Origin of the sequence: Pedobacter psychrodurus (genome assembly GCF_032678585.1) — a bacterium.
In the GTDB taxonomy this organism is placed as follows: Bacteria; Bacteroidota; Bacteroidia; order Sphingobacteriales; family Sphingobacteriaceae; genus Pedobacter; species Pedobacter psychrodurus_A.
Genome location: NZ_JAVTSN010000004.1, coordinates 192,735 through 216,324, shown reverse-complemented (window position 1 = coordinate 216,324; position 23,590 = coordinate 192,735). Strand labels below are relative to the sequence as shown.

19 protein-coding genes are annotated in these 23,590 nt (G+C 41.6%); 8 read left to right on the top strand and 11 right to left on the bottom strand.

Annotated features, from left to right (window positions below; translation table 11 throughout):
- Positions 1 to 42: 42 nt before the first annotated feature.
- The 9 genes from R2S57_RS04430 to R2S57_RS04390 form a co-directional block, all read right to left on the bottom strand.
- Positions 43 to 1,059, bottom strand: coding sequence for a fasciclin domain-containing protein (locus R2S57_RS04430; protein WP_316843902.1), 1,017 nt, complete (start codon positions 1,057 to 1,059; stop codon positions 43 to 45).
- A 10-nt stretch (positions 1,060 to 1,069) separates the two neighbouring features.
- Complete coding sequence (locus R2S57_RS04425; protein ID WP_316843901.1) at positions 1,070 to 2,140, bottom strand: fasciclin domain-containing protein; 1,071 nt, start codon at positions 2,138 to 2,140, stop codon at positions 1,070 to 1,072.
- Positions 2,141 to 2,150: 10 nt separating this feature from the next.
- Positions 2,151 to 3,386 carry a fasciclin domain-containing protein gene (locus tag R2S57_RS04420; protein WP_316843900.1) on the bottom strand — a complete coding sequence of 412 codons (1,236 nt, stop codon included), beginning with the start codon at positions 3,384 to 3,386 and terminating at the stop codon, positions 2,151 to 2,153.
- Positions 3,387 to 3,405: 19 nt separating this feature from the next.
- A complete protein-coding gene (locus tag R2S57_RS04415; RefSeq protein WP_316843899.1) occupies positions 3,406 to 4,464 on the bottom strand; it encodes a fasciclin domain-containing protein in 1,059 nt (352 codons plus the stop codon).
- 6 nt (positions 4,465 to 4,470) lie between these two features.
- Positions 4,471 to 5,754 (bottom strand): hypothetical protein, encoded by a 1,284-nt coding sequence (locus R2S57_RS04410; RefSeq protein ID WP_316843898.1) that lies wholly within the window; start codon positions 5,752 to 5,754, stop codon positions 4,471 to 4,473.
- Between the two features lie 4 nt (positions 5,755 to 5,758).
- Positions 5,759 to 7,597, bottom strand: coding sequence for a hypothetical protein (locus R2S57_RS04405; RefSeq protein WP_316843897.1), 1,839 nt, complete (start codon positions 7,595 to 7,597; stop codon positions 5,759 to 5,761).
- A gap of 4 nt (positions 7,598 to 7,601) precedes the next feature.
- Complete coding sequence (locus tag R2S57_RS04400) at positions 7,602 to 11,015, bottom strand: TonB-dependent receptor domain-containing protein (protein ID WP_316843896.1); 3,414 nt, start codon at positions 11,013 to 11,015, stop codon at positions 7,602 to 7,604.
- Between the two features lie 247 nt (positions 11,016 to 11,262).
- Positions 11,263 to 12,282 carry a FecR family protein gene (locus R2S57_RS04395; protein WP_316843895.1) on the bottom strand — a complete coding sequence of 340 codons (1,020 nt, stop codon included), beginning with the start codon at positions 12,280 to 12,282 and terminating at the stop codon, positions 11,263 to 11,265.
- Positions 12,283 to 12,407: 125 nt separating this feature from the next.
- Positions 12,408 to 13,007 carry an RNA polymerase sigma-70 factor gene (locus tag R2S57_RS04390; protein ID WP_316843894.1) on the bottom strand — a complete coding sequence of 200 codons (600 nt, stop codon included), beginning with the start codon at positions 13,005 to 13,007 and terminating at the stop codon, positions 12,408 to 12,410.
- Between the two features lie 330 nt (positions 13,008 to 13,337).
- Here R2S57_RS04390 and R2S57_RS04385 point away from each other — a divergent pair, with 330 nt between their 5' ends.
- The gene (locus tag R2S57_RS04385; RefSeq protein ID WP_316843893.1) at positions 13,338 to 13,646 is read left to right on the top strand and encodes a hypothetical protein; all 309 of its coding nucleotides are present in this window, start codon (positions 13,338 to 13,340) and stop codon (positions 13,644 to 13,646) included.
- Between the two features lie 247 nt (positions 13,647 to 13,893).
- Here the strand turns inward: R2S57_RS04385 and R2S57_RS04380 are convergent, their stop codons facing one another.
- Positions 13,894 to 15,075: a hypothetical protein gene (locus R2S57_RS04380; protein WP_316843892.1), complete on the bottom strand. Its 1,182-nt coding sequence runs from the start codon at positions 15,073 to 15,075 to the stop codon at positions 13,894 to 13,896.
- Between the two features lie 356 nt (positions 15,076 to 15,431).
- Here R2S57_RS04380 and R2S57_RS04375 point away from each other — a divergent pair, with 356 nt between their 5' ends.
- The 7 genes from R2S57_RS04375 to R2S57_RS04345 all read left to right on the top strand — a co-directional run bounded on the left by R2S57_RS04375 (position 15,432) and on the right by R2S57_RS04345 (position 22,178).
- On the top strand, positions 15,432 to 17,261 hold the full coding sequence (locus R2S57_RS04375; protein ID WP_316843891.1) for an ABC transporter ATP-binding protein: 1,830 nt from the start codon (positions 15,432 to 15,434) through the stop codon (positions 17,259 to 17,261).
- A 227-nt stretch (positions 17,262 to 17,488) separates the two neighbouring features.
- Positions 17,489 to 17,869: a nuclear transport factor 2 family protein gene (locus R2S57_RS04370; protein WP_316843890.1), complete on the top strand. Its 381-nt coding sequence runs from the start codon at positions 17,489 to 17,491 to the stop codon at positions 17,867 to 17,869.
- Positions 17,870 to 17,936: 67 nt separating this feature from the next.
- Positions 17,937 to 18,503 carry a Crp/Fnr family transcriptional regulator gene (locus R2S57_RS04365; RefSeq protein WP_316843889.1) on the top strand — a complete coding sequence of 189 codons (567 nt, stop codon included), beginning with the start codon at positions 17,937 to 17,939 and terminating at the stop codon, positions 18,501 to 18,503.
- A gap of 210 nt (positions 18,504 to 18,713) precedes the next feature.
- Positions 18,714 to 19,049: a hypothetical protein gene (locus R2S57_RS04360; protein ID WP_316843888.1), complete on the top strand. Its 336-nt coding sequence runs from the start codon at positions 18,714 to 18,716 to the stop codon at positions 19,047 to 19,049.
- An 11-nt stretch (positions 19,050 to 19,060) separates the two neighbouring features.
- The gene (locus R2S57_RS04355; RefSeq protein ID WP_316843887.1) at positions 19,061 to 19,474 is read left to right on the top strand and encodes a hypothetical protein; all 414 of its coding nucleotides are present in this window, start codon (positions 19,061 to 19,063) and stop codon (positions 19,472 to 19,474) included.
- Positions 19,475 to 19,694: 220 nt separating this feature from the next.
- Positions 19,695 to 20,207: a hypothetical protein gene (locus R2S57_RS04350; RefSeq protein ID WP_316843886.1), complete on the top strand. Its 513-nt coding sequence runs from the start codon at positions 19,695 to 19,697 to the stop codon at positions 20,205 to 20,207.
- 273 nt (positions 20,208 to 20,480) lie between these two features.
- Positions 20,481 to 22,178 (top strand): hypothetical protein, encoded by a 1,698-nt coding sequence (locus tag R2S57_RS04345; RefSeq protein ID WP_316843885.1) that lies wholly within the window; start codon positions 20,481 to 20,483, stop codon positions 22,176 to 22,178.
- A gap of 407 nt (positions 22,179 to 22,585) precedes the next feature.
- Here R2S57_RS04345 and R2S57_RS04340 read toward each other — a convergent pair whose 3' ends face one another.
- On the bottom strand, positions 22,586 to 23,560 hold the full coding sequence (locus tag R2S57_RS04340) for a hypothetical protein (RefSeq protein WP_316843884.1): 975 nt from the start codon (positions 23,558 to 23,560) through the stop codon (positions 22,586 to 22,588).
- Positions 23,561 to 23,590: the final 30 nt, after the last annotated feature.

The following is a 23,590-nucleotide window of genomic DNA, read 5'->3' as shown; positions in this document are numbered from 1 at the left end:
CACGCCAAAAATTTGTTTTTAATAAAATGACCGTGCTGATACTTATCGAGCTACCATTACCTGGTCTATTACTTGTACTATGCCATTTGTTGCGATAATATCCGGGCGTATGATATGCGTAAGCGATAAATTGCCTGCGGTGAAAATGGCAAACCCATCAGCCTCCACATAGAAACCGGAACCGCTACTAAGATTATATCCACCCTTAAAAACCGATGTCAGCAATTTCCCCTGGCGCAAATATGTATCTCTAACTATCAATTGTTGTAATACGGAAACATCGGTATTTTCAACAGACTGGATATCCGGGTAACCGAATGTTTTAAAGGCATCATTGGTAGGTGCAAATACCGTATAGTAAAGGCCTAGATCACTGTAATCAGGATTATTGGGATTAATAGGCGGCGGAACGGATAAGGCCCCGTCCTGACCGATCCGTTTGAGTATAGCTGTATAAATGGTGAGATCTGGTGTTTTACTGATGGTGGCAAATACATTGGTAGTTGGCGGCAACGGAACGCGGTTTAATTCGTGTAAAACGCCATCGTTCAGATCTGTGCTACCGCCATTAATCAATGAGATACCATCAAAGAAAATACCGTAATAGTTTTTGTTAACCCTTGGTTTGTAGGTACCGTTCTTACTGGCTGCATCCTGCTGGTAAAACCCGACCAGGCTCCCGCTGCTCACTTTACCATAAACCATACCGTACTTTAAAACCCCCGATAAGGTTTGCGGGTCGTATTTATTAATACTGTCTAATGTTAAACCAGCCTTGATGAAGGCCGAATCTACCGGCGCAAACACCGTTAGCGGGCCGCCGCTGCTAAACATTTCTGCATTATCTATTCCGGCCCTTTTTAGTGCAGCCCGATACAATGTCAGCTGTTTGTTATCATTAATATATTGGAAAAGAGTTGATGTGGCTTTGTTGAAGCCGGCATCATTGTTTTTTTTACACCCGGCCAAAAATAAAGCAGGGAGCATGATCACAATCAGCGCAATAAAGCCTGTTTTGTATAACCTCATGTTGTTAAAATGATAGTATTTTGTTTTCATTTAAATGGCTTTATTTGATGAGTACTCTGTCAATAATGTGTATCACGGCGTTACCGCAAGGTATATTAGCGTAATAAACCGTTTGGTTACCAGACTGTGGCCGTGCAATGGCTGCCGGTATACCATGGTTACCCCTGCCTGTAACGGTGATGGCATGGAAACCAGCCGGGTTTCCACCGATAATTACATTGCTGCCATCAAGCGTCTGTATCCCGTCAGGATGGGCTACTGTATACCGGTACAGATCTCCTTCAAAAAAACGGTCTTTAATGATATGATATTTGAGGAAAGCCGCCAGTTTAACCGGATCTGCCTTAAAGATGCTATCCAATGTGCTGACACCCAAATTCAAGCCCAGTTTCCCCGAATTTTGAAAAGCTGCGTTGGAAGGTGCCATCAGTGTATAAGCATCCTTGCCTGCTAACAGCGAAACATCGAGGTTGGCGCGGTGCAATGCGGCGGCAAACAGGGTTAGCGTGGTATCATTATGCAGATAATCCATAACTTTGCTGTATGTCTCCGGGTTCGGTACTTGGGGTAATACCTGTATGTAGCCGTTAGATGCCGCATTATCGGCGCTTGTAAGCTTTAACCCGTTTATTGTTGTTACCGTATCTGTACCATTTAAATACCTGGTTAAGTATACATTCCCGCCCGTGGCTGTTAAAAGCGGCTTATTCTGAACTAAGGACTCATGCTTAAACGATATTTTCTGCGGCAAAATACAGTACCTTATCAGATCAGTCAATCGCGCTTTCGTATAAAAATCAAAGCTGCTTTTAGTCGGGGTTGGCATATTCAACAAACTAAAGGCGTTGTTATCTGGCGCCAGAAAAGTATATGGGCCAGGTTTTGCAAGGGTGTCGGTTATTCCAACGTAGGCAAGGGCCCCATTAATTACGCTGAAGTTGAAATTATCGTTCAGTACAAATTTAATCGTACTGCCATCAGAAGTAGTGTTATTATTATCGCTTGCATTATCTTTTTTACACCCGGTTGCTGCAAGCACGGTAAGGCATATAAGAGTCGTTTGCTTAAACCGCTTTCTTAATCTACTTATGTTTTGTATGATGATCTTCATTTTCGCTATATTATTTTACTGCCGGATAAAAAAGTTTGTCAATTTTATATAGTGCGCCATTGGCCCCAACAAAATTATTTACCGGATGCCCGGGCGATGCGTCACGGGGCACCGATATCGATGGAATGGCCGGATCATTACTCCACTTTACGTTTACATTATTGCCTGCGGCAGAAAAAACGAGTGGCGTATTAATTTTTAAATAAAGGCCCTCAATAAAGCCGTAGAAAATATTGTACGCATTATTGTTAACCGCTTGAGTTAGCATGTCGTTATAAAGTACCAATACCGGGCTGCCTGCCCCTCCAAGTTTTGCATTGTAAATAACATGGTGTTGTAATACGCTATCGAGCGAGGAGTAGTAAAAAGAGGTGAAAGTGTTTAAATCGTAGCCAACATAATATTTGGTGGCCAGTTGTCGCAAATCATCCACAGTATTAAACCCTGCATTGCGAAAGGCTTTGTTTGTAGGCACCAGCACTGTGGGTAATACCCCTTTCCTGTAAGAAACAGGCATGGTACTTAGCATGGTTACCATTCCGGTACCATCATCAAATCCAAACTCACCTTCAAACCTTACACTATCCGCAATCCTTATTGCTTCTTTATATAAACTTAGCTCAGGGTCGGCCGCAATAAAATCATATAACATTTTGGAAGGTAGCGTATTTATCAGGCCACTTACCTTATACAAATAGCCATTCGAGGCTTTGATCACCTCCCCATTTTTGTTTGCTTTAACTCCATTAAAATACAAGCCACCCTGCTCCTTTACAAAAACAGGGATATAAGCAACAGACTGGCCGCCGGTAGGCGTAGTTACTATTGTACTTTGCAAAGTAGGTACCTGGGTAGCGGTAACACTATTGCTCAGTGCAAGATCATCGTAAGCACCGGGCGAAATTTGGCCGGTGATCAGTTTGCGCAGCGAATCAAGCGGGAAGCTATTTATGGCGGCGGCATCTAAACCCGCGGCTTTCATGGCCGAATCTGTAGGGGCAAAAATGGTAAAGCCTTTATCGTTAGTCACACTTGCCGCCAGCCCCAGCCTGTTAAAGGCCTGGTAAAATAACTGCACCGAGCTTTCGCCCTGCATTACCTTAACCAGGTCTTTTCCATCAAATGACATACTTGTTGACGGTTTGATATCCAGATCGGTCTTTTTCAGGCAACTGCTTAGTAACGTGCTTAAAAAAACACCTCCTATCAGCGCAACAAAATAAATATGTAGTATTTTCTTTTTCATTGTTTTGTGATAATCATGGTTAATGAATTCTGGCACTGTCTACAGGCATAACAATGCCGTTTAAACCATGCACTATGCCATTTAGCGCCAGGTGATCGGGTTCATTAATCTGAACTGCCGGCCCATAGATATAGGCGTTGCCATAATATGGCGGCAACTGGTAATATTGAATCGCCTTCCAATCGAGACTAAACAAACCATACGTTGCCGGATTGGGCCCATTACCCGGATTTGTTACCTGGATAAAATCGGGCGTAACAACGCCGGGAACAGCTGTATTACCCAAAGGGGCATCAGTCAGATCGCTAACAAAAAATTTGTACGGCGAAAGAATGTACGCGCTGAACAGAAATTTTTTGTAGTTGACAGTATCCATGGCGTTAATGGCCGTTTCATCCATCCCGTTCTGTAAAAAGGCATCGTTGCTTGGAGCCATTATGGTAAACGGCCCCGTTTTATCTAACTGGTCGAATAGTCCGAATTTTTTTAGGGCTTTAGTAAAAAAGCTGTAGCGCGGATTGCCTTCCAATATTGCTTTTACACTACCTGCCGGGTAATAAAGCACCTTGTTTAAAACGATGATATATCCATTGACCGCCTGTACGTCCAGTTTTTTAACTGTTACACCATTGATATGAACAGTTTTTGCCCCTGTCTGCGTTTGGGGCACAGAGAAATAAACTGCGGGCCCAGCCAGGCTTTGGTACGGAAAATCAATTGCCTGGGGGATAGCGTTATATGGGATATCTGCTTTAATGATATGGTAACCGATCAGTTTTTTTAGCGTAGCAATATCTATTTTGGCCAAACTATCTGCAGTGATGCCCGAGTTATTAAAGGCATCATTATCCGGCGCCAGTAAGGTAAAGCGGCCACTGCCTTCCAGCGTTTTATCAAGACCTGTGCGTTGCAAGGCGCCATATAGCATACTGAACGTGTAATTATTCTTTAAAATGGTAATTATGGGGCGATTATCAGCATAAGCCTGCGGCAGTACGTCCGCGTTTTTTAAGCAGCCAAACTGTATGCTTACCAGCATTACCAGTGCGGATAATATATAATATTTGTTTTTTTTCATTGCTGTTTAATTTTTGGGCACTGTGTCAAAATCCCGTTGTATCTGCATCAGGTAAACACGGTCATAAACCATTTCCATGATGTTCAGCGTGCTGTATACATGGTAATTGAATCCTGTATTTACAACTAGGTTAAGATTGGGCGTATATTTGGAAATAGACGTAGTGTTAGCATTGTAATTATTGTATATCGCCGGGTCCTGAGATGAAGTAAGTGTAAAATCCGTAGGGTTATCCACACCATCTCCCCCAATAACCGGCTTATCAGCATCAACCATGGTAAACTGCACATAGGGCATATTGCCGGCATCAAACTTGGCAAAATTGGCATACCTGCGAATTATCCCCTGGTAAAAGAAAGCGCTTTCGGGCAATAAAGGCAATGCCAGGTAAGGTATCTCCGTATCCATTTTGGTAGTAAGGGTGGTGTAATAAACATTATTATACCCCGGTAAAGGATCAAAGTACTGATTGCTGCCATTGCCGGAAGCATCTCCTGTTGCCGGATCGTTGTGTATGTTATAGGTACAGTTAATTTTAACCTTATCAGGGAAGAAAAAATCTCTGCCGTACTTAGTATCTACCGGTGTTTTACCCGATAGGTTTACAAAACCGGTATAAATTTTATTGGCTTCAAACGCCTGGTGTATGAACTGCTCTTTACGGATATATAATCCATATTTACTCTTATCCAGGTCGCGCGAAACAACCTCCAGGGTATAAACCTCGCCCTTCTCTAAGGTTACCGTTGTATCTACTAAAATATTGCTGCGTTGCGCTGTTGACAGTCCTTTGAATGGGGTACTGTTTTGCGGCCTTACCACAAACATAATGCGATGTTTGCCTGATGTTATCTGGGCCCAGGCAGAAAGATCGAACCCATTAATAGCAGTTGCTGTTAACACATGGGCGTTGCCCGGGTATTCGTAATTCTGAGGGTACAAAACGGGCGGATCGGGCTGGTTTAGCTGACCACCTATAGTACCGTTACCTACTGAACTGTTGCCTTCATTAATGGGATATGAAAGGCTGAACAACTGCCTTGTAGTTAAATAATCGCCTACTACTGCTGCATCGTCCGGTAACCCGGCAGCATCGGTTTTAGGATCTACCAGGAAGGTTAAAAATGGGGCGGCTTGTGTGTTATGCAATACATCGACCGTATTGGAGAGGTTATTGAATACCCGGATATATGCCGGATCGGCAAGCGAGGGGCTAACGTCGTATTTTTTGCACCCGGCCATACCTGCCGCACACAGCAATAAAAATAATACCAGTTTATATTGTTTCATTTGCTTATTTGTTATGTTTAATTACTATAAGACGGGCTTTGTTGCCTTGCGATGTTCCCGCCAGCGTTCCTACCAGCGCTACCGTATATACCCCTGTTTCGGCGAACTTAAATTGAGGCACAGAGTAAAGCCCGGCATTGGCAATAAAATTTTCTGACATGTTTACAGGAGCGATGCCGTCCAGGATTATACCCGGCACCTCTGGTAATTTACCCGGCGAGGACTGGGCAACCCTGATGAGAGCGGGTACCATCTGCCTGGCGGTGTTGGCATCAACTCCTCCGGATCCATCACCAGGAGAACTGGGCTGTAAAGAATAAATTATTGATGAGTTTCTTGCCGGCATTATACCCGGTGCAAGGTTTACGTACGCGCTGAAATATCTAATCGTATCTTGATTGAAACCTGTAACCGGCAAAAACAACTGATGATCATTGGTAAACGTGGCATAAGGCAGATCAGGGCAAAGGTTCAGGAACCTGGATTGCAGGGCATAATTATACTGTGTGCGCCGTGGTGCACCGTTTGTGCCATCATCGGGCTGAGTGCCAATTGAGGTATTCGGGTGATAACTGGAGGTATAGAGCGTACCTGTCATATCATTGGCCTCGAAAAGGATGGCGGGTTTACCGCCGGGCTTGTTGTAGGCCCATATGGTATAATTATCAAATGGGTAAAGCAACAAATCGGCCTCTGCCAGTAAAGCGCCGTTTTGATCTTTAGCCGTAACATGGTGATTTCCCCGAACGTATATTTTATATTCGGGCTGCGCTGCCTTACCTGTTTGACTTAAACCGATATATGGAAGCTGGCCCGCTAATGGCTCGCCATCAACACTGATAGTTACCTGTTTACCCGGCAACGCATTAACAGCCTGCATACGGGCATACGTATTGTTCACACCTGGGTCAAGCTCGGTAATAACGCGGTATGAGTTGGCATATGTAAATTTATTTTGCCTGCCACAATCCGTAAAAAGCATTTGCTTTTTGAGGGTTACTACTATACTGTAAACCCCGCCCGGTTTAAACGTACGTACGCGCGGCGAAATCCCTTGCTGTGGGTGAAAGGCTGGATTGCAAGGGTCATAATAGGGCGTAAGCGGCGATTCCGCCAGTTGCTTGGTAAGATCTATACTCCCGCCTCCTGCTATAAAAAGCTTAAACTGGTAGGCACCATATGGTACCTCGATATAAGAAGAGGCTGCCCCAACCGGCACGTTATTCAATTGTGAACCAACAGCGCTCCCATCGGCATAGGTTAATGAAACCGGGCCTATCAGTCCCAGGTTAATCGGATCTATTGTACTGGGCAGGTTTATGATCCGGATCTTAAAATTCTGAGGATTGGCAGAGGGTGTATTGTCGCGGTTTTGAGTGCGAAAATGCCCATCGGGCATCAGGTAAAAATCCTGCGGATGTTGAATATTATTGGTAACAATAGTATCAATTAAAGGAGCGGCTGTAGCACCGGCGGAAGGCCTTGGGAGAATACTAACGCGAACATTCCCGTCTTTATCAACCAGGTTGTTTGGTAGCGTAAATGGGCTGGCATCATCCCCGCTATGCCAGGTGCCATCCGGAAAGATGGAGAGGCCCAGCGGCGTTCCTCCACCGTTGTTGTTACCGATAGGATAAGCAGTTAAAGGGTTATTGTTTACCGTTATATCTGCATCACCATAGTAATTAAAGAAACGGATACTTGATGCTGTTGAATTGCCCACGTTTAGCAACGGAATGCCATTATCGATTTTTGTTTTTTTACAGCCACCTGCAACAAGGGCAAATAGCACCAGTAAAAACATGCTGTAGCAGGCCTGTTTATGAATATTTATCTTTTTCATAAGCTTAGAATAATTTATAAGTTAAACCCAGTGAAAACTCGGCACCCTTGTGGTACATGCGATAGATATATTCCTCCCCATAGTATTTACCACTGTTTCCCGGGTTGGTATAAACCGTTTTGTATGCCGGGTCAAAAATGTTTTTAGCAAACCCCTTTACCGTCCACTGCTTTCCTAATTTTTGGCTGAAAACCACATCAAGCGTCGGTGTCGGCCTGTCGTACAAATCGGGTGTACCATCTAACTGCACTTGTACCAGCCTTGCGCCTACCATGTTAAAGCTGGTCGTTATATTGGTTCCACTTTTTGTATTGGCGTAATCAAAATAGGCGTTGATAGAATATGGTGCCTGCTCAAACACCGGGCTGGTAGCAGGGGCATGGCGGTCATTAATACGTGATGCATCAAGCCTTTCCGGATTTTTATCGATGGTACTTACGTCAAACAACAGATTGGTACCAAAGAAGAGGTATTTAAGCGGATCCCACATTTTGCCCAGATTACGGCGCACCTCCAGTTCTATACCGTACACTTTACCTTTATTAGGGTCATTTTGATAGATGATCAGCGGAAACTCGGGCGCGGTTGAAAGGTTACCTTGTGAGGTATAACTGAATACCCTTTGCAAGGGGTTTTCGATGATCTTACCAAACACCGAAGCTGAAAGGATCTCGCCGGGCCCATTGAACCATTCCCAACGGAAATCAGCGCTTTTTGTGAACTGGTTTTTCAGATCAGGGTTACCACCAATAACAGCGAACTGGAAAGGGTCAAATTCAAAAACGTTGGTGATCTCCCGTAACTCAGGCCGCGCAAGCGAAGTGCTGTAAGCCAGCCTGAAGTTCATATCCGTTATTTTTGAATACGTAAGGTTGACTGAATAATAGGGTTTGTAAGTTTGCCTGTAGCTGGTATTTGGCCTGCTGGTACTGTACCCCACCGGCTGGTTTGGTAAACCGGTAAGCACGTTCAGGTTTGATGGCACAAACACATCAGTAGTATCCACATGCGCCCTGATGTCGGTCGATTCGAAACGTACACCACCGGTAATACGCAGATCTTTTAACACATGAGCATCCAGCATCCCGTAAAATGCCCGGGTTTCGTAAGTACCGTTATAGTTATTCGGTGCTTTTTTAATCTGGTATAAAAAGCCACCTACCCTCGGCTGGCCCTCATTATTATATTGACCGGGAGCCTGTAAACCAATATTACTTGGCGATATCAGCTGGTTAATATCTCCTTTTGCGTCATTAAGCAACTGGGCGCCACCACCACCTAAGTTTGAGCCGGGTAACCCCAGGATATTTTCTGTAAAGTCGCGGTTCCGCCTTAAATAATTGACACCAAATTTCAGTAACTGGTCCAGCTTGCCAACTTTGAAGGGCTGGCTCAGATCGGCCTTAACATTGTAATTTGTTTCATCCAGTTTACGGTATTGGCGGCCGTTAGGGTCGGCAACAAGGGCGGCGCTATTATCAACACCTGCACCATGCACCAAGCCGCTTACAAACGCGTAAGTATCAGAACCTATGCCAACACCATTGGGGTCCTGGAAACGTTGTGTGCGGTAATCGGCCACATCTGTCGACCGGAAATCGGGATCAGTCTGTGTGCTTTTTGAACTGCTTAAATTATAGCTTAGCTTGGGCGACCAGTCTTTATCCAAAAACTTATGCTCACCCTGTAAATTATAGGTGTTAAAAGTCCGGTAGGTGGTTCGTAACTGGTTAATAATGTTATAAACCGGGAAATTCAATCCAGTATTTTGCCACGCCCCGGTAAGGTTACTCCCTTCAGCCTCGGCACCACGGCTTCCTAAGTATTGCGCCTGGATCTCATTACGTTTATTAAACTGATAGGTAAGCCCGATAAGCCCGCCATAGTTCAGCGTTTTGGTCCCTGTGTTTTCCTTATAACTCAAATAATTACCTAAGCGTGGATGACTCGGAGTAATAAAGCTTGGAATACGCAATGGATTAAATATCGAGGGCGAACCGGTAACCACACCCTGATAAAGGCTGTATTGATTACGCTCAGCATCATATATATCATTTGTGCGTTGATAATAGTTGGCATTTACAATAACCCCAAGCGTATGCCCGTGAAATACTTTATAGGAGTTACCAAATGATACGGTATAAACCTGGTTGGGATCGGCTTTTTGGTATTTAGTAGTTAATACCGGGTCAAAGCTCTGCATAATACCGCTTACCCGATAAGCTTCGGTAGCTAACGCAGGATTATTGCGGCTTTGGATAAACAGGTCTTGAATTTGTACTAAACCTCCCGGATATTGCTTACCTAAATTAATGAAATCCTGACTCAGGTTATGCTTGCTTACTTTTTGTCCAAAAAATCCTGGGTCGCTGTTGTAAAAGCTATTGTATTGACCACCAAGGCCAACATTTGAATTAAAACCTGACTGTGCCGTAAATTCAAGTACCAGTGATTCCGGGATGGATTTGGTTTTAAGCTCGATCAGACCTGCTGAAGCATCTGCCGGCCTGTCCGGACTTAGGGTTTTATAGACATTAATGTTATCCAGCAAGGCTGCAGGCACCAGGTCAAGTGGTACAGCGCTGCGATCAGGATTAGCAGATGACAAGCGCGCACCATTCAATTCTGCAATAACACTACGGTCCCCCAAGCCCCGTACGGCAATATATTTATCATCGGTTATGGTTACACCAGTCACCCTTTGCAGCGCCTGTGTAGTGGTAATACTTGCTGTTTTTTCTATATTCTGGGCAGAAATCCCATCAGAAACAGTCGCCGAAGCCTTCCGCTCGTTCAGCAATGTATTTTCTGAATTGGTTCTTCTCCTGGCCAGCACGGTGACATCACCTAAGGCCATACTTGAACTGCTCAGCGCTACCGTAAGGTTATAACTTTTACTGTTAACCTTAACCTCACGCATATTATATCCTATATAGCTAAATACTAAAACGGCTTCGGGCTGGGAGATGCTAATGCTAAAATTACCGTTTCCATCTGTGGTACTGTAGCTTTGGGTTCCTTTTATACGGATAGATACTCCCGGTATTGTTTCTTTACTGACTGCATCAACTACCTTCCCCGTAATACGTTGTTGGACTGGTTTCGATACGATAGTCACAAAGCCATTGATAACTTTATATTCCAGGTCTGTTCGGTCCAATACACGAATGATGGCATCCCGAACGGTAATATCGCTTTCTTTTAGGCTCACATTTTTTATGGTCAGATTCAAAAGGTCTTCCCTGAAAAGGAAGCGGATACCACTTGATTTCTCAATCTCAAGCAGGCTTTCTTTAACACTTGCATTTTTGATTTCAAGCTGAACCTTCTTTTCCAGATTCTGACTATATCCGGTGCTTGCAATCAATACATTGGCAAGTGTTAAGTTGATAACTATGGCAATAAATGAACACTTCATTATAAAATAGAGGTTATCTTTTATTTTTAATGGTATTGAAGGATACTGATATAATCCTTTTTGCATATTTTTGAAAAATTAAGGGTTAACCCGGCTAGCCGGAATTGCTTTTAATATTCACTAAGCTGGACTGACGTCGAAATCCTCCATGCTTATTGTCTTCATACGTCCCCGCCATTGTGCGGGGATGTTATTTTTATGTAGCGTAGTTTTACATAGAACTCCTTTCCCGGTTGATTTATTCCTATTAATAAACAACTATTTTATTCTTACCAACGATCTTGTACCTTAGGTTACCAATAATACAAAGCCCGTCTAACAGCTTGTTAATGGGTACATTGGCATCCAGGGTTACATCAATTGGAATATTATTTAGTGATTGTCGTTTTATGCTGATCGATACATTGTACCAACGCCCAATTTCTTCAGTGAGCTGCCTTAAGGATGCCCCTTTGAAAACGAGCAGGCCTTTTTTCCATATCTGGGTATCATAAACCAGTACCGGGGTAGTAACGGCATGACCTTTATTGTAAGTAAGTTGGTAACCTGGGGCTAATATGGCGAGGGACTTTAGCGAATGATCGGTATTCAGCTTGTCTACCCTTACTTTTCCGGTGGCCACCGCTACACTGAGCGGTTTTCCTGCAAAAGCATTGATCTTAAACGAAGTGCCTAGCACCATCGTTCTGATTTTTCCGGTATAGATAATAAAGGGTTTTTTAGGATTTCTTTTAACTTCGAAATATGCTTCCCCGACGAGCCTGACGATTCTCTGACCACCTGTGAAAGTCCTTGGATAAGAAAGTTTACTTCCTGCCCCAAGGTAAATTTTTGTACTATCGCTAAGTAGAAAGGAGCTCCGCTGACCGTAAGGATTAATCTTTTCATCCATTACGACCATCAATTTTTGCTCATGACGCTGTTTGTTTTTTGTGCTGTAAACGGCATATGCTCCAATGGCGATGAGTGCTACGATCCAAATCGCTGCATAACGTGAAAGATAGTTCCCGATATACCGAAAAGCTGTGTTATTCTTCTTTTCATCCTTTATTCCTAAGGTTTTTTTTAATTCCTTTTCCCATTCGTTTAAAGATTCGGCTCCTACTTCAAAATTTGCGGCATCTTCCCATTGTTGCTGCAGTACTTCATTAAAAAGGGCTTCGCCTTCCGGATATTCAAGAAAGCGGTTTACGGCGAACTTTTCAGCAGCGGAACATTCACCGGCCATGAATTTTTTAATAAGTGATTTATCTACTGGCTGATCCATTCCAAGTTTATTTGGAAGGGCATAACACCATTTTTAGGAAATAATACTATTGGTAAAAATAAAAAAAGAAGAAAAACCTGTAGAACATTGATTATCAGTGTATTTTTTTTACATAAAACAGGTATCTATTTACGAAAAGTAATAGAAATCAGGAACAGAAAGATGGAAATTTCACGATGTTCTGCCATGTGTTCTCGGAAATACCTTAGTGTTGAGCTCATTTGATTGCGTACTGTGCTCACGGAAATATTCATCTTTTCGGCAATCTCATTGTATGTCAAATCCTCAATACGGCTAAATTCAAAAATCCTCCGACGTTGTGGTGATAGCCCCTGAAGCTTGTCGGTATAGAAGTCTTCCAGTTCTTTATACAATAAAGGTATATCTGCGGAAGATGCAGTCATTTCATGATATTCCGGAAAGGAATCTAGTGAGTGTGTGAGTAGCCGTGATTTTCGCAGGTGGTTATAAACCGAGTTTCTTACTGATTTAAACAGGTAGGACTTGAGTCCCTGTTCAGCTGAAATCTTACCGTCCTTTTGCCAGAGCCTGATCATAACATCCATTGCAAGCTCTTTCGCTGTTTCACTATCTTTGAGCAAAGAAAAGGTAAAGCCATAGATCCGCTTAAAATACCGGTTGAACAATAAGTTATATGCTTTTACATTGCCCGCCTGAATGGAATCTAATAATTGCTGATCTGATAATTCTGGTTGCAACTTCATTATTTCATTGAATAGCCGGGACAAATTTAGCCGATGAAGCACAATAGATTACGAGGATAGTGTTATGCTTTTGTTAACAAATTGGAAAGATTGAGTATGCAGGTTCGTGAACTATTTCTGCTCGAATGTACTTTTAACCTTATTCTGCCGCTAACACTATCCATAACATGAGGGGAAAATCAAAATATTCTCTCCTTTTATATAAAATTTCATATTACAGAACTTATTCCTTCAGCACCTATTCATTAATGTCCTTCAAATAAAGCAAATAATGGTTTTAGATTAAATCATTGTTAAGCATCCTGTTAATCTTGTTATAATGATAATTTAATGTTAAATTTATCTTTAGGTAACTTTGCGTCAATGAAATTCCCTCTTTTTCTTTACTATGAGCTGCTGATCCGATTAATCATTTTTAAACCTGAAATTGGAGAATTCCGATCTGCATTGCCTTTTGACGATCATATTCTTCTCAAAACCGATAAAGGGATGATTGATATTCCGATAGAAATGATGAACAGGCAGTTCACTGATCCGAGATTGATATCGGAACGCGAGATAGCCAAACTCGCGGCCGCCTTCCGGCCCTTAGGTGAAATTGATTCGATGACCGGCGGTGCGGTTTCAAATGCATCCTAAATCGCGCTAAAAATATCGCTTCAGCGGCAAGCCTTGACCGAGTGACTCCATAGCGAATTGATCACCTACGAAATATCTACACCATTTTAAAAGCCTTTAAAATGAGCTTTAACATGTGGTTATTTTTTAGCGTAACATACTGATTCTAGTTCCCCGAAACGATATGATCAATTGTTCCGAAATTTCCAAATAGCTAAACGTGGGGCAGTTTTCGCCGAAATGGTTAGATATGTACTACTTGCAGTAATTATGGTAATTTGACTTTAGTGAAAGTTGGCAGAGACCGTTCCGATCCTGCGCCAATTTCACCGTAGGTGTTGCTACCAGTAGCCCACATAGTCCTGTCATTTTTGATCATTAATGAATGGTATTCCGATGCTGCAATCGCCGTAACATTGTCTGCCACTTTGATGAATTTATTTTGATCCGGACCAGTAACACCAAATGTTTGATTGTTATATCCGGAGGCCCATAGGGTTGCATCCATTTTGATAGACAAGGAAAAAAAACGGCCGCCTGCCAGTGCTGTTACACCTTCCGCCACTTTTACGAAACGGTTTTGATTGATAGTATTTCCAATACCCAGTTCACCGTACTCGTTATGACCGGCCGCCCAAAGGCTGTTATCTGTTTTTATTATCAGAGAATGATAAGAACATGCCTTGATAATCTTTACACCATCCATTACCTTTACGAACCCTCTTTGCTCAGCATTATTACCAATGCCCAGCTGTCCGTCTACATTCTGACCGCATACCCATAAACTCCCATCTGTTTTTAGCATCAGCAAATGCGCTTGACCGGCAGATATAGCCTGTACGTTCTCCGCGATCTTTTGATATGTATCGCTAACATCAGCCGTAGAAAGGGTACTGAAGATTTGATAATGATTGAAACCACTGGCCCATAAAGTGTGGTCTGATTTAATCAAAAAGCCATTTTCCGGGCCAGCTTCGATTTGCTCGGCAGCGTCAGTAACCTTTACAAAATTGCCGTTTGACGTCGAATTGCCAATCCCCAGTTCTCCAAATGAATTACTGCCAGACGTCCAAACGGAATTATCGCTCTTGATAATCATGGAACGCGAATCAGTTACGGACACAGCTTTTACCTGATCAAGCACCCGAGCAAAGGCAGTATACTTGTTTTTGTTGCCCAAACCTAAGACGGCGCCCCTATTATCGCCCGTGCTCCATAGTACATTTTTATTATCTATTGCCATGGTGTTGAGTTCAGAAGTAGCAACATGCAGAAAAGTTGCATTTAAAGTCGGCTGTGGTTCGGCCATGGGGCCATCGCTATCGCCTGGAGACCCTTTTTTGCAAGAAGATAATATCAAAAGCAGAGAAACAGTTGTTATCTGAAAAAAGTTCCAGATCATCTTTGGGCGCCTGGCGACCGAAAGATATTTACCATACAGCGTGAACATTGATATTCCTAACCTTTTTAGTGGCAATTTGTTTGGCGGTTAACATATTCTTATTATGCACCACAATTAAAAACTATAAATTGTTACAATGCTCTCAGGCAAAGCGTTCGTATATTTTAATAAAACAGTTCGCATCCTCCTCCAATACATTTGATTCTATCGCTCGTTGTAACTGCCGGATGTTTCCTGGCCAATCCACGGTAGTTATACTTATATTTTTAAAATAATTTAAAGTATTTTACGGTCTGATCCGTTTTGACTACTATGATATTCTCCATAAGAGAATATGTAATAGAAACAGAGACCGCCACATACCAACAAAGAGGGTTTCTGGGAACTTTATTTTAACAAAAAACATGGCAAGGAAACATTTAAACAGCGGTAATCCACAGGGCATTGAATTGCCAAAGGCAAAGATCAACAGGCAATCCTTAAGCCAGGTGAAGCGTTTGCTTACCTACCTAAAACCATACCGGTCTCAGTTCATAGCCGCACTATGCTTTCTGTTTCTATCAAGCCTTGTAGGCCTTGCATTTCCTACATTCATTGGTGCGTTGATTGATACTGCCCAGGGTAAGCAGACCAGCAGTTATCTGCCCGGAACGATATACGGCATCTTGCTATTGGCTTTTATAGTACTGGCCCTACAGGCAGTGGTTTCGTATTTCCGTATACTCTGGTTTGTCAATGTAGCTGAACGCTCGTTGGCAGACATCAGACGTGACACCTACTTTAAGCTAATCACACTACCTATGAGCTTTTTTTCAGGCCGAAGGGTGGGCGAGCTCAATAGCAGGATATCCGCAGATCTATCACAGGTACAGGATACGCTAACCACAACTATTGCCGAAATGTTGAGGCAGGCGATCCTATTGGCGGGCGGCATTGTATTTATGGCCATCATTTCTAAAAAACTCGTATTTGCCCTTCTGCTGGTTCTGCCGCTGATGGTCGTGTTTGCAGTTTTATTTGGCAGGTTTATCAAAAAAATTTCACGTCAGGCCCAGGATAAAATGGCAGAATCCAATACGATAGTAGAAGAAACCCTATTGGGCATTTCCAATGTCAAGGCCTTTGTAAATGAATCTTACGAGGCCACCCGATACCGCAACACCATTGCTGAGGTGGCCACCATCGCAATCAAAGGAGCCAAATTCCGGGGAATGTTCGTCTCATTTATAGTATTATGTGTTTTTGGCGGTATTCTCGCAGTGGTTGGCTACGGTTGCGTCCTGGTCAGCCGGCATGAAATCACCCTTGGTGAACTGTTGAAATTTTCGCTTTACGCGATGTTCCTGGGAAGTTCTCTAGGTAGTTTCCCCGAACTGTTTGCGAACCTCCAAAAGGCTTTAGGGGCCAGCGAACGTGTACTGGAAATTTTGGCGGAAAAGGGCGAAGAGGTATCCATAAATGAAAAAGATTCCTTAGTGGTCCAGAAAATTGAAGGCAATCTTTCCTTTGACAATGTGAGCTTTGCCTACCCTTCCCGACCGGAAATAGAAGTATTGAACAAGGTATCCTTTGCGGCCAGTGCCGGCCAGAGGATAGCGATCGTGGGTCCGAGCGGCTCTGGAAAATCCACCACTGCAGGACTGATCTTACAGTTTTATCATCCCCAGAGCGGCAATATATTGTTCGATGGCAGGCCAGCAAAAGAATATTCACTTACTGACATCAGGAACCAGGTGGCGATCGTTCCACAGGATGTGATGCTGTTTGGAGGAACTGTATTGGAAAACATAGCATACGGAAAATTATCTGCTACCAGAGAAGAAATTCTCCAATCGGCAAAACAGGCAAATGCGCATGATTTTATCTGCTCATTCCCTGACGGCTATGAGACGGTGGTCGGTGAACGGGGAGTAAAGCTATCGGGCGGACAGCGGCAACGTATCGCAATTGCCAGGGCACTGCTAAAAAACCCGGCAATTTTGATCCTTGACGAGGCTACCTCATCGCTGGACTCGGAATCCGAACGTCTGGTACAAGAGGCGCTCGAGGAACTGATGAAGGGCCGTACATCCATAATCATAGCACACCGGTTATCCACTATCCGGGAAGCCGACAAAATCATCGTATTGGAAGGTGGACAGATTATTGAATCCGGCACGCATAAGGAACTGATAAGAACTGATCAGGGGCTTTACAGATACCTAAGCGGTCTGCAGTTCGATATGGGTGCCTGATAGTCCAAAATTTATCCGGCAAAAATCATAAACCTGTAAAGACAGACCGGCACTCCTGAAAATTATCAAACAGCATTCTCATCAAATTAAAATTCTTCTGCATAAATAATATAATTAGCTGGAATTCACGGAACGATGGGCAAACACAGAAATTTGTTTTATTAAACTAGTTATATTTTTCCCGGAGGTAGCCGGGCTACTTTTGTATAAATAAAAACACAGATATTATGAATACATCAGTTGAAAAAATGATCGGTCAGTACGTTTCAGCCTGGAACGAAAACAGCTTGGAAAAGTACAGGGGAGAATTTAAGAAGTGCTGGACTTTAGATGCCGTTTATACCGATCCGTATGGCGAATACAGTGGACTGGAAGCCCTATCTGTTTTCGCCCACAAATCACTTGGCATTATGCCAGAGAGGAAGTTCAGCATTTTAGAAGAGCCCGAGTACCATCACCAAAGTGGAAGATACGCCTGGAGTGTAGAAATTTCCGGCAGGACAAATGTGGGATATGATTACTTTGAATTTAATGGTAATTTTGAAATCACGCGTCTGGTAAGCTTTTTTAAACTATCCGATGATTATCCTGTAGACAAACTTGGTTAAACGCTGGCCAATGCGCTGATTCTTTAATTTATCAAAAAGGGTTCGTGCCTTGCTTAACAAAAAAACAATGTACGAACTCTTTTTTCAGAACCTAGCCAAGCATATCCATTTGGAGCCCTTTGAAAAGCATCTGATTGAAAACAGATTGCAAACAAAAACAGTCAGCAAAAATGATGTGCTTTTGCAGGCCGGGGCTTACTGCAGAAATATTTATTTTGTAACCAAAGGCTGTTTACGTATTTTTCAAAACCATCCTGACGGAAGCGAAACCAGCGTTCTATTCTGTCCCAAAAACTGGTGGGCATGCGACATCATCAGCTTTTCGCAAGGCTTACCCTCAGTTTATTCCATAGAAGCACTTGAAGATACTGAAATAAACTTTATCAGCTCTACTCATCTGGAAGAACTCTACAACGAGTTGCCCAAACTCGAACGGTTCTTCAGAATTTTGTTCCAGAATGGGTTTGCTCTTTACCAGGCGCGGCTTACCCTGGCCCTTTCCAGTTCGGCCGAAGTACGTTATGCACTGTTCAGGAAACAATATCCCACGCTGATGAACAGAATTGCTCAAAAACATATCGCCAGCTATTTAGGCATCACCCCTGTTTTCTTAAGCATCATCAGGAAAAGGTGAGGATCTGCCCTCCACAACCGGCGAAAAGATCAATATATCTATTTTCTTTAATTTGCATCAGAACGTTGGTAATCTGTTAAATTAGATTTAAATATTCTTATATTAAAATATCGTTATGCTAAAATTCTCGACACCCACACGAATGACGAAATAAAAGAACTACAGAAAAAATAATATAAGTCTTAGATTAACCCCAAACAAAAATATCTGATGAAGAATATTTTCAATTTCAATACTGGAACACATAATTTCTGGCCAATATATAATGCCGTAACGAAGTTCTATCCGATAGGTTTAAGGCGCGACGAAAATTCGATCTTATTTGAATACCCTGGTCTTAAAGAGCTTGAAAATATTGTTGTTGATATTATTCATAAAAAGAATCACTTTTATCAATCCTGGTTAAAATTTCAAGACGAACTGTCAAACAAATTAAACAAGGCGTCTCGAGGTTCAACCATGGGGCAAGCTCCTTCGCTTAGCATTGATATTTTTCTTGAAAAAACAGAAACAGAAAGGTTTGTCATTAATAAAAATTGTGCATAAATCTCAGCTTAGTGGGAAAATTTTACACTATTTACGGTGTTGACGACTCGGCATCCTTAGAATCCCATGATGATCAATTCATCAAACATTACTACGCTATAAACGCAATAACAGTTTCTCCATACAAAGAATTTGAACAGCCCTTCAAAAAGGAGATAGAGTTAATTGAAGAATTTTACCCTGATTACAAATTTGTTCCTTTTGCGGTTCATTCCATGGTCATTGATGGGCTCAAGGTTCGATATTCCGACAAAGAGGTATGCTCAGTTTACGATGCTTTATTTAATGGAAACCTCGGTTATTATAATGATTCCACTTTCCATCGGGGCGATACCAGGTATGGCTATGATGGCCATTGGAGAATCAATGACCACGGAAATCAAAATGCTTCCGTGAAATTTTTTTCTCCTCCAATTATTAAATGAACCACAGTTTAAGCATTGATAATTGCTATTAGTTAAAGCTTATCAACTCTCTAGGAAGTTTCCTATCTCAAAAAAAGAACTCAACCTAATGTCACAGAATAGCATCACCTAATCAGATCCGGAGGGAGCCAGTTAAAAAAGTTAAAATACGCAATAAATAAAAAACTCAACAGACCATGGTATTTACCCAGTTCTTTAACAAGACAAACCGAAATTGCCCATGAAAAATCGAATTTATCTAATCTTATTCTTATTTTTTGGAACAAGCTATCCTGCACAATCGCAGTTAAAACCTGGAAAATATAATATTGATAATGGAGAATTCGTTGTCAAAAAGTATGACTACCCGGGCCAAATACGGTACTCGGTTCGTAAGCTTGGGAAATATGAGAAAGGAAATCCAGTGCCAAAGGACCCCAACGCAATTCCTGTCCGGACGAATGAAATTCATTTTGATATTTCAAAAATCAAGGCCCTTACCACTGAAAAACTTGGCGCCAAACTTGCAAGCTTTAAGAAAAATGAAGCAGTCATTAGTATCTTCTTGTCGTTTGAACAAAATGGTAATGTTGCAAGCATTTCATATATTTTGAAGAATGTGAACGAGATAACAGTTAACGAAATTTCACAGATAGACAAGAAAATAAGGAATAATATCATAGCCAAATTTAGTGGCACAGGATATTTGAATTTCCCCGTAATCAATTATCCTGCGATCTACATTAGATTTTAATTTGCTAGTATTGAAGTGATCTAATAAAATGAAATAGTTCCCAATTTATTAGATCAATATTTCAATGAAAAATAATGTATTTATGTTTGAAAAAATTAGTAATCTCATTGAAGGATGAATAATATTTAAATTGATTAGTGCAATAACAAACCCCGTATAATTGTAAATTAAAATCCTTGCAAATGATAAAAATATCTTTGATAACGATTGTAATGATTGTCTCCAGGATAATCAGGTTAAAAACCTATTTTTGAGTATATCTGTAACTAAACAATGAAAGACGAAATTACCAGCAAGAATTTTAAAACCAAATTGGATAGTGAGCTGATCAAAAAATCACAGCGCTGCACAGTAAGAGAGTGTGATGAGGTTAATGCTAGCGATTTCGAATCCTATGTTGATGAACTTGATAAAAGTTATGACGTAAGGCTACAGTTAGAGAGAGGTACCGTGATCAACTCTACTTGTGAATGCAAAAGTAATCTCTCATTCTGCCAGCATAAGATTGCACTTTTAGCCTTTATTGCCAAAGGTACAAAACCAGAGCCCAAGGTTGCTGCCACCAAAAGGATCGATCCTGTAAAACTAGCTTTGGAGCAAGCTGATCCCGAGAAAATTAGAGACTGGATTTTAAAGACCTTAAAGAAAAATAAAGATCTGAGTATTGCTTTCATGAATGAATTCTCTGAAAAATCCAAGAATTATACACCAGAGGAAATTATGGCTCTAACCCATGATGCTGTAAAGGCAGTGATTGGTAAAAGACAAAAAGCCGAAGTTTTTGAGGTGAAAAAGATCATTGATCTTTGGGTGGAACTTCATAAGCCCATTTTGGATCAATATTTTGCTGAACCAGCAAATGAAGATTATTTTAAGCAAGTTCATGCCCTAATTGACACTGTGATTGAATATAAATATCGAATACTAACCAATAGTAAAAGGTTTGAGACCTATTTTAAACAAGTCTTAACCCGGACAGAAGAGGTTATATCAAATATTAGAGATGATGAGACCTGGAATAAGTGCTTAACCTATTTTTCAAAAGAATTTTTTCTGGATGGGTATGGTGGGATTCGTCGCGAGTACACGAATATATTTGTGCATATATTTAATACAACCTCAGTCCAGAGGCGTTCCGAGATAGCGGGGATTATAGAGAAAATATATCAGTCCAGGAAAGATGAAAGAGTCGTGGATTCAAAAGAATTATTGCAGTTGTTGCTACACATGGTTGTAGTCAATAAAAATTTCCCAGATTATAAGGATACATTCCGGCCGATCAGGCATGCTATTGTGTATAATATTAGGCTGATAGATGCGCTAATCGAGCTTGGAGAGTTGAATACTGCAGAGACCTACTGTACTCAGCAAATGGGCGAAAATACCAATTCCAACTATGATTTGGATTATATCGCGAGATTGAAACAGATTTATACCCAAACAAAAGATGATAAGAAACTTGTGGGAGTTCTTTCAAGGGAACTGCTGTACAAGCCTAACTTTGACAACTATACCTTTGTTCTTGCCAATATTCAACCTGATGCCCAATTTAAAAAATGGAGAAATCAGGTTTTGGCAAATGCAAGACAGCTTGCGGGTTTTCATAAAAATGCTGCAGATTTTTCTTTAGCGTTACGAAATTTGGAAGGGGATTTTAAAGGCCTGTTAGCATATCTGGATGAAACTGCAGATTATGATAGTATCGTGCTCTACACGAAGCAGTTAATCCTATATTCGTCAGAAGCATTTATGAAAAGGCTTATTACCAAAATTGACAGTGACCGTGATAATAGGCTGAACATGGATAATCCTGCTAAGCTTGAAGAGATATTAGAAAGGATATATCAAATAGCGGCTTTAAAATATGGGATAGAAAATCTAATGCTTATAGTAAAGGAGAGAGAAAAGGTTTATAGGACATGGGCCAATTTATTCGTGAAATATGTGGGCAGAAAGTCGTCGGCCAGTTAAGTCTTCTAAGTTTAAATGGTGGAGAAAAAAATCAGAACAGAAAATAAATTATTTCAAAGCGAGATTTTGCCTTATAATTCTCTAGGAAAGGGTGCGTCGATAAAATCTGAAGAACCAATATCATCATAAATCAAATAAGTAAGATTGTAATTAGTGTAAAGGCCCTAATGATGCTTGGCTCCGCAAAAATTAATCCCCACGTATCGTCACGAAATTAGCTTATATAGATTAATAATTTGACATAGAATTAGGGTAGATGTTGAAATTCCTGTAACAGAATTAGGGTAAATATTTGCTCCTGTAATAGAATTAGGGTAAATGCATAAGCTGTTTACCTAAAATTTTGGTTTTTTAGTGGGCAAACAATCTGATAAAAACAGCATTTTGAATCCTTTTGACACCTTATACTAAGGCATAAACAAATTATCCATGGTAACTTCGTTCTGCACCAGGCCAATAGAATACATATTGTCTTTAGTGCCATAGGTTGTAACCATGGCTAGGAAAAGTGCTTTTTGAGTTTTACTCTCCCGGCGAAATATATCAAGTTTGTTCTTTAACTCAGTAGCATAGGTCTTATCTATGGCAAACTCAGCATTTGAGAACTTCATTTCACATATACTTATCACATTATCCTTTCTGTCCAGCAAAAGATTGATCTGTGCGCCATTTCCATCTTTAGGAGAATGCCGCCAAGCTGATGTTTCAGTGAACACTGCAGAAATACCAAGCGCCTGTTTAATATTATCTGTATGCTTCATGCAGATCCCTTCGAATGCGTAGCCACTCCAACTCATCCAGGAAGACGTTGATGATTTTTTTAACCATGTACCTTCACCGGTGACGCGGGAATGTTCAATAAATTTAAGGTAGAAAAGGCTATATTCATCGCTAAGCTTGTAAATGCTCTGATTGGCATTCTTCTGGAAAGGCAGGTGCGGAGTAATGAAGCCAGACTCCACAAGTTCCTCAAGTAAAAGACTGGTAGTCCCCCCACTCTGTAGGTTGCATGTCCCTATGATTTCGTTTCTTGTCAATCCCGATGGTTTATCCGCGAGTGCCTTAACTACGGAAATATGCCTGTCTGCGTTTTCGAAAAGAGAACGGTATAGGTTTGTGAATTCTGTTGAAAGGAGACCATCCTTGGTGAAGCAAAGCCTGTCAATGACCTGGGTAGCACTTTCCCCTTTTTTTAGTGCTTTTAGATAATGGGGGACACCGCCCATCGCCATAAAAATGGTTAGCACCTGGTAACGGTCAATATGGATATTATTGCTTTTTAGGTACTGTTCTGTCTCGTGCAATGTGAAAGGTAACAGGCGGATTTTACGCGTTAAGCGATTGTGCAGGCCTCCTTTGCTGTTGACAACTTTTTTGATCATCCAAGTGGCAGCAGATCCACAGATAGTAAC

What these genes read in the sequence shown, in the direction of transcription:
- R2S57_RS04340 (WP_316843884.1), bottom strand. Translation starts at nt 23,560, where the DNA reads ATGATCAAAAAAGTTGTCAACAGCAAAGGAGGCCTGCACAATCGCTTA.
- R2S57_RS04370 (WP_316843890.1), top strand. Translation starts at nt 17,489, where the DNA reads ATGAATACATCAGTTGAAAAAATGATCGGTCAGTACGTTTCAGCCTGG.
- R2S57_RS04410 (WP_316843898.1), bottom strand. Translation starts at nt 5,754, where the DNA reads ATGAAACAATATAAACTGGTATTATTTTTATTGCTGTGTGCGGCAGGT.
- R2S57_RS04380 (WP_316843892.1), bottom strand. Translation starts at nt 15,075, where the DNA reads ATGTTCACGCTGTATGGTAAATATCTTTCGGTCGCCAGGCGCCCAAAG.
- R2S57_RS04385 (WP_316843893.1), top strand. Translation starts at nt 13,338, where the DNA reads ATGTTAAATTTATCTTTAGGTAACTTTGCGTCAATGAAATTCCCTCTT.
- R2S57_RS04360 (WP_316843888.1), top strand. Translation starts at nt 18,714, where the DNA reads ATGAAGAATATTTTCAATTTCAATACTGGAACACATAATTTCTGGCCA.
- R2S57_RS04405 (WP_316843897.1), bottom strand. Translation starts at nt 7,597, where the DNA reads ATGAAAAAGATAAATATTCATAAACAGGCCTGCTACAGCATGTTTTTA.
- R2S57_RS04345 (WP_316843885.1), top strand. Translation starts at nt 20,481, where the DNA reads ATGAAAGACGAAATTACCAGCAAGAATTTTAAAACCAAATTGGATAGT.
- R2S57_RS04425 (WP_316843901.1), bottom strand. Translation starts at nt 2,140, where the DNA reads ATGAAGATCATCATACAAAACATAAGTAGATTAAGAAAGCGGTTTAAG.
- R2S57_RS04350 (WP_316843886.1), top strand. Translation starts at nt 19,695, where the DNA reads ATGAAAAATCGAATTTATCTAATCTTATTCTTATTTTTTGGAACAAGC.
- R2S57_RS04415 (WP_316843899.1), bottom strand. Translation starts at nt 4,464, where the DNA reads ATGAAAAAAAACAAATATTATATATTATCCGCACTGGTAATGCTGGTA.
- R2S57_RS04400 (WP_316843896.1), bottom strand. Translation starts at nt 11,015, where the DNA reads ATGAAGTGTTCATTTATTGCCATAGTTATCAACTTAACACTTGCCAAT.
- R2S57_RS04430 (WP_316843902.1), bottom strand. Translation starts at nt 1,059, where the DNA reads ATGAAAACAAAATACTATCATTTTAACAACATGAGGTTATACAAAACA.
- R2S57_RS04420 (WP_316843900.1), bottom strand. Translation starts at nt 3,386, where the DNA reads ATGAAAAAGAAAATACTACATATTTATTTTGTTGCGCTGATAGGAGGT.
- R2S57_RS04365 (WP_316843889.1), top strand. Translation starts at nt 17,937, where the DNA reads ATGTACGAACTCTTTTTTCAGAACCTAGCCAAGCATATCCATTTGGAG.
- R2S57_RS04390 (WP_316843894.1), bottom strand. Translation starts at nt 13,007, where the DNA reads ATGAAGTTGCAACCAGAATTATCAGATCAGCAATTATTAGATTCCATT.
- R2S57_RS04395 (WP_316843895.1), bottom strand. Translation starts at nt 12,282, where the DNA reads ATGGATCAGCCAGTAGATAAATCACTTATTAAAAAATTCATGGCCGGT.
- R2S57_RS04375 (WP_316843891.1), top strand. Translation starts at nt 15,432, where the DNA reads ATGGCAAGGAAACATTTAAACAGCGGTAATCCACAGGGCATTGAATTG.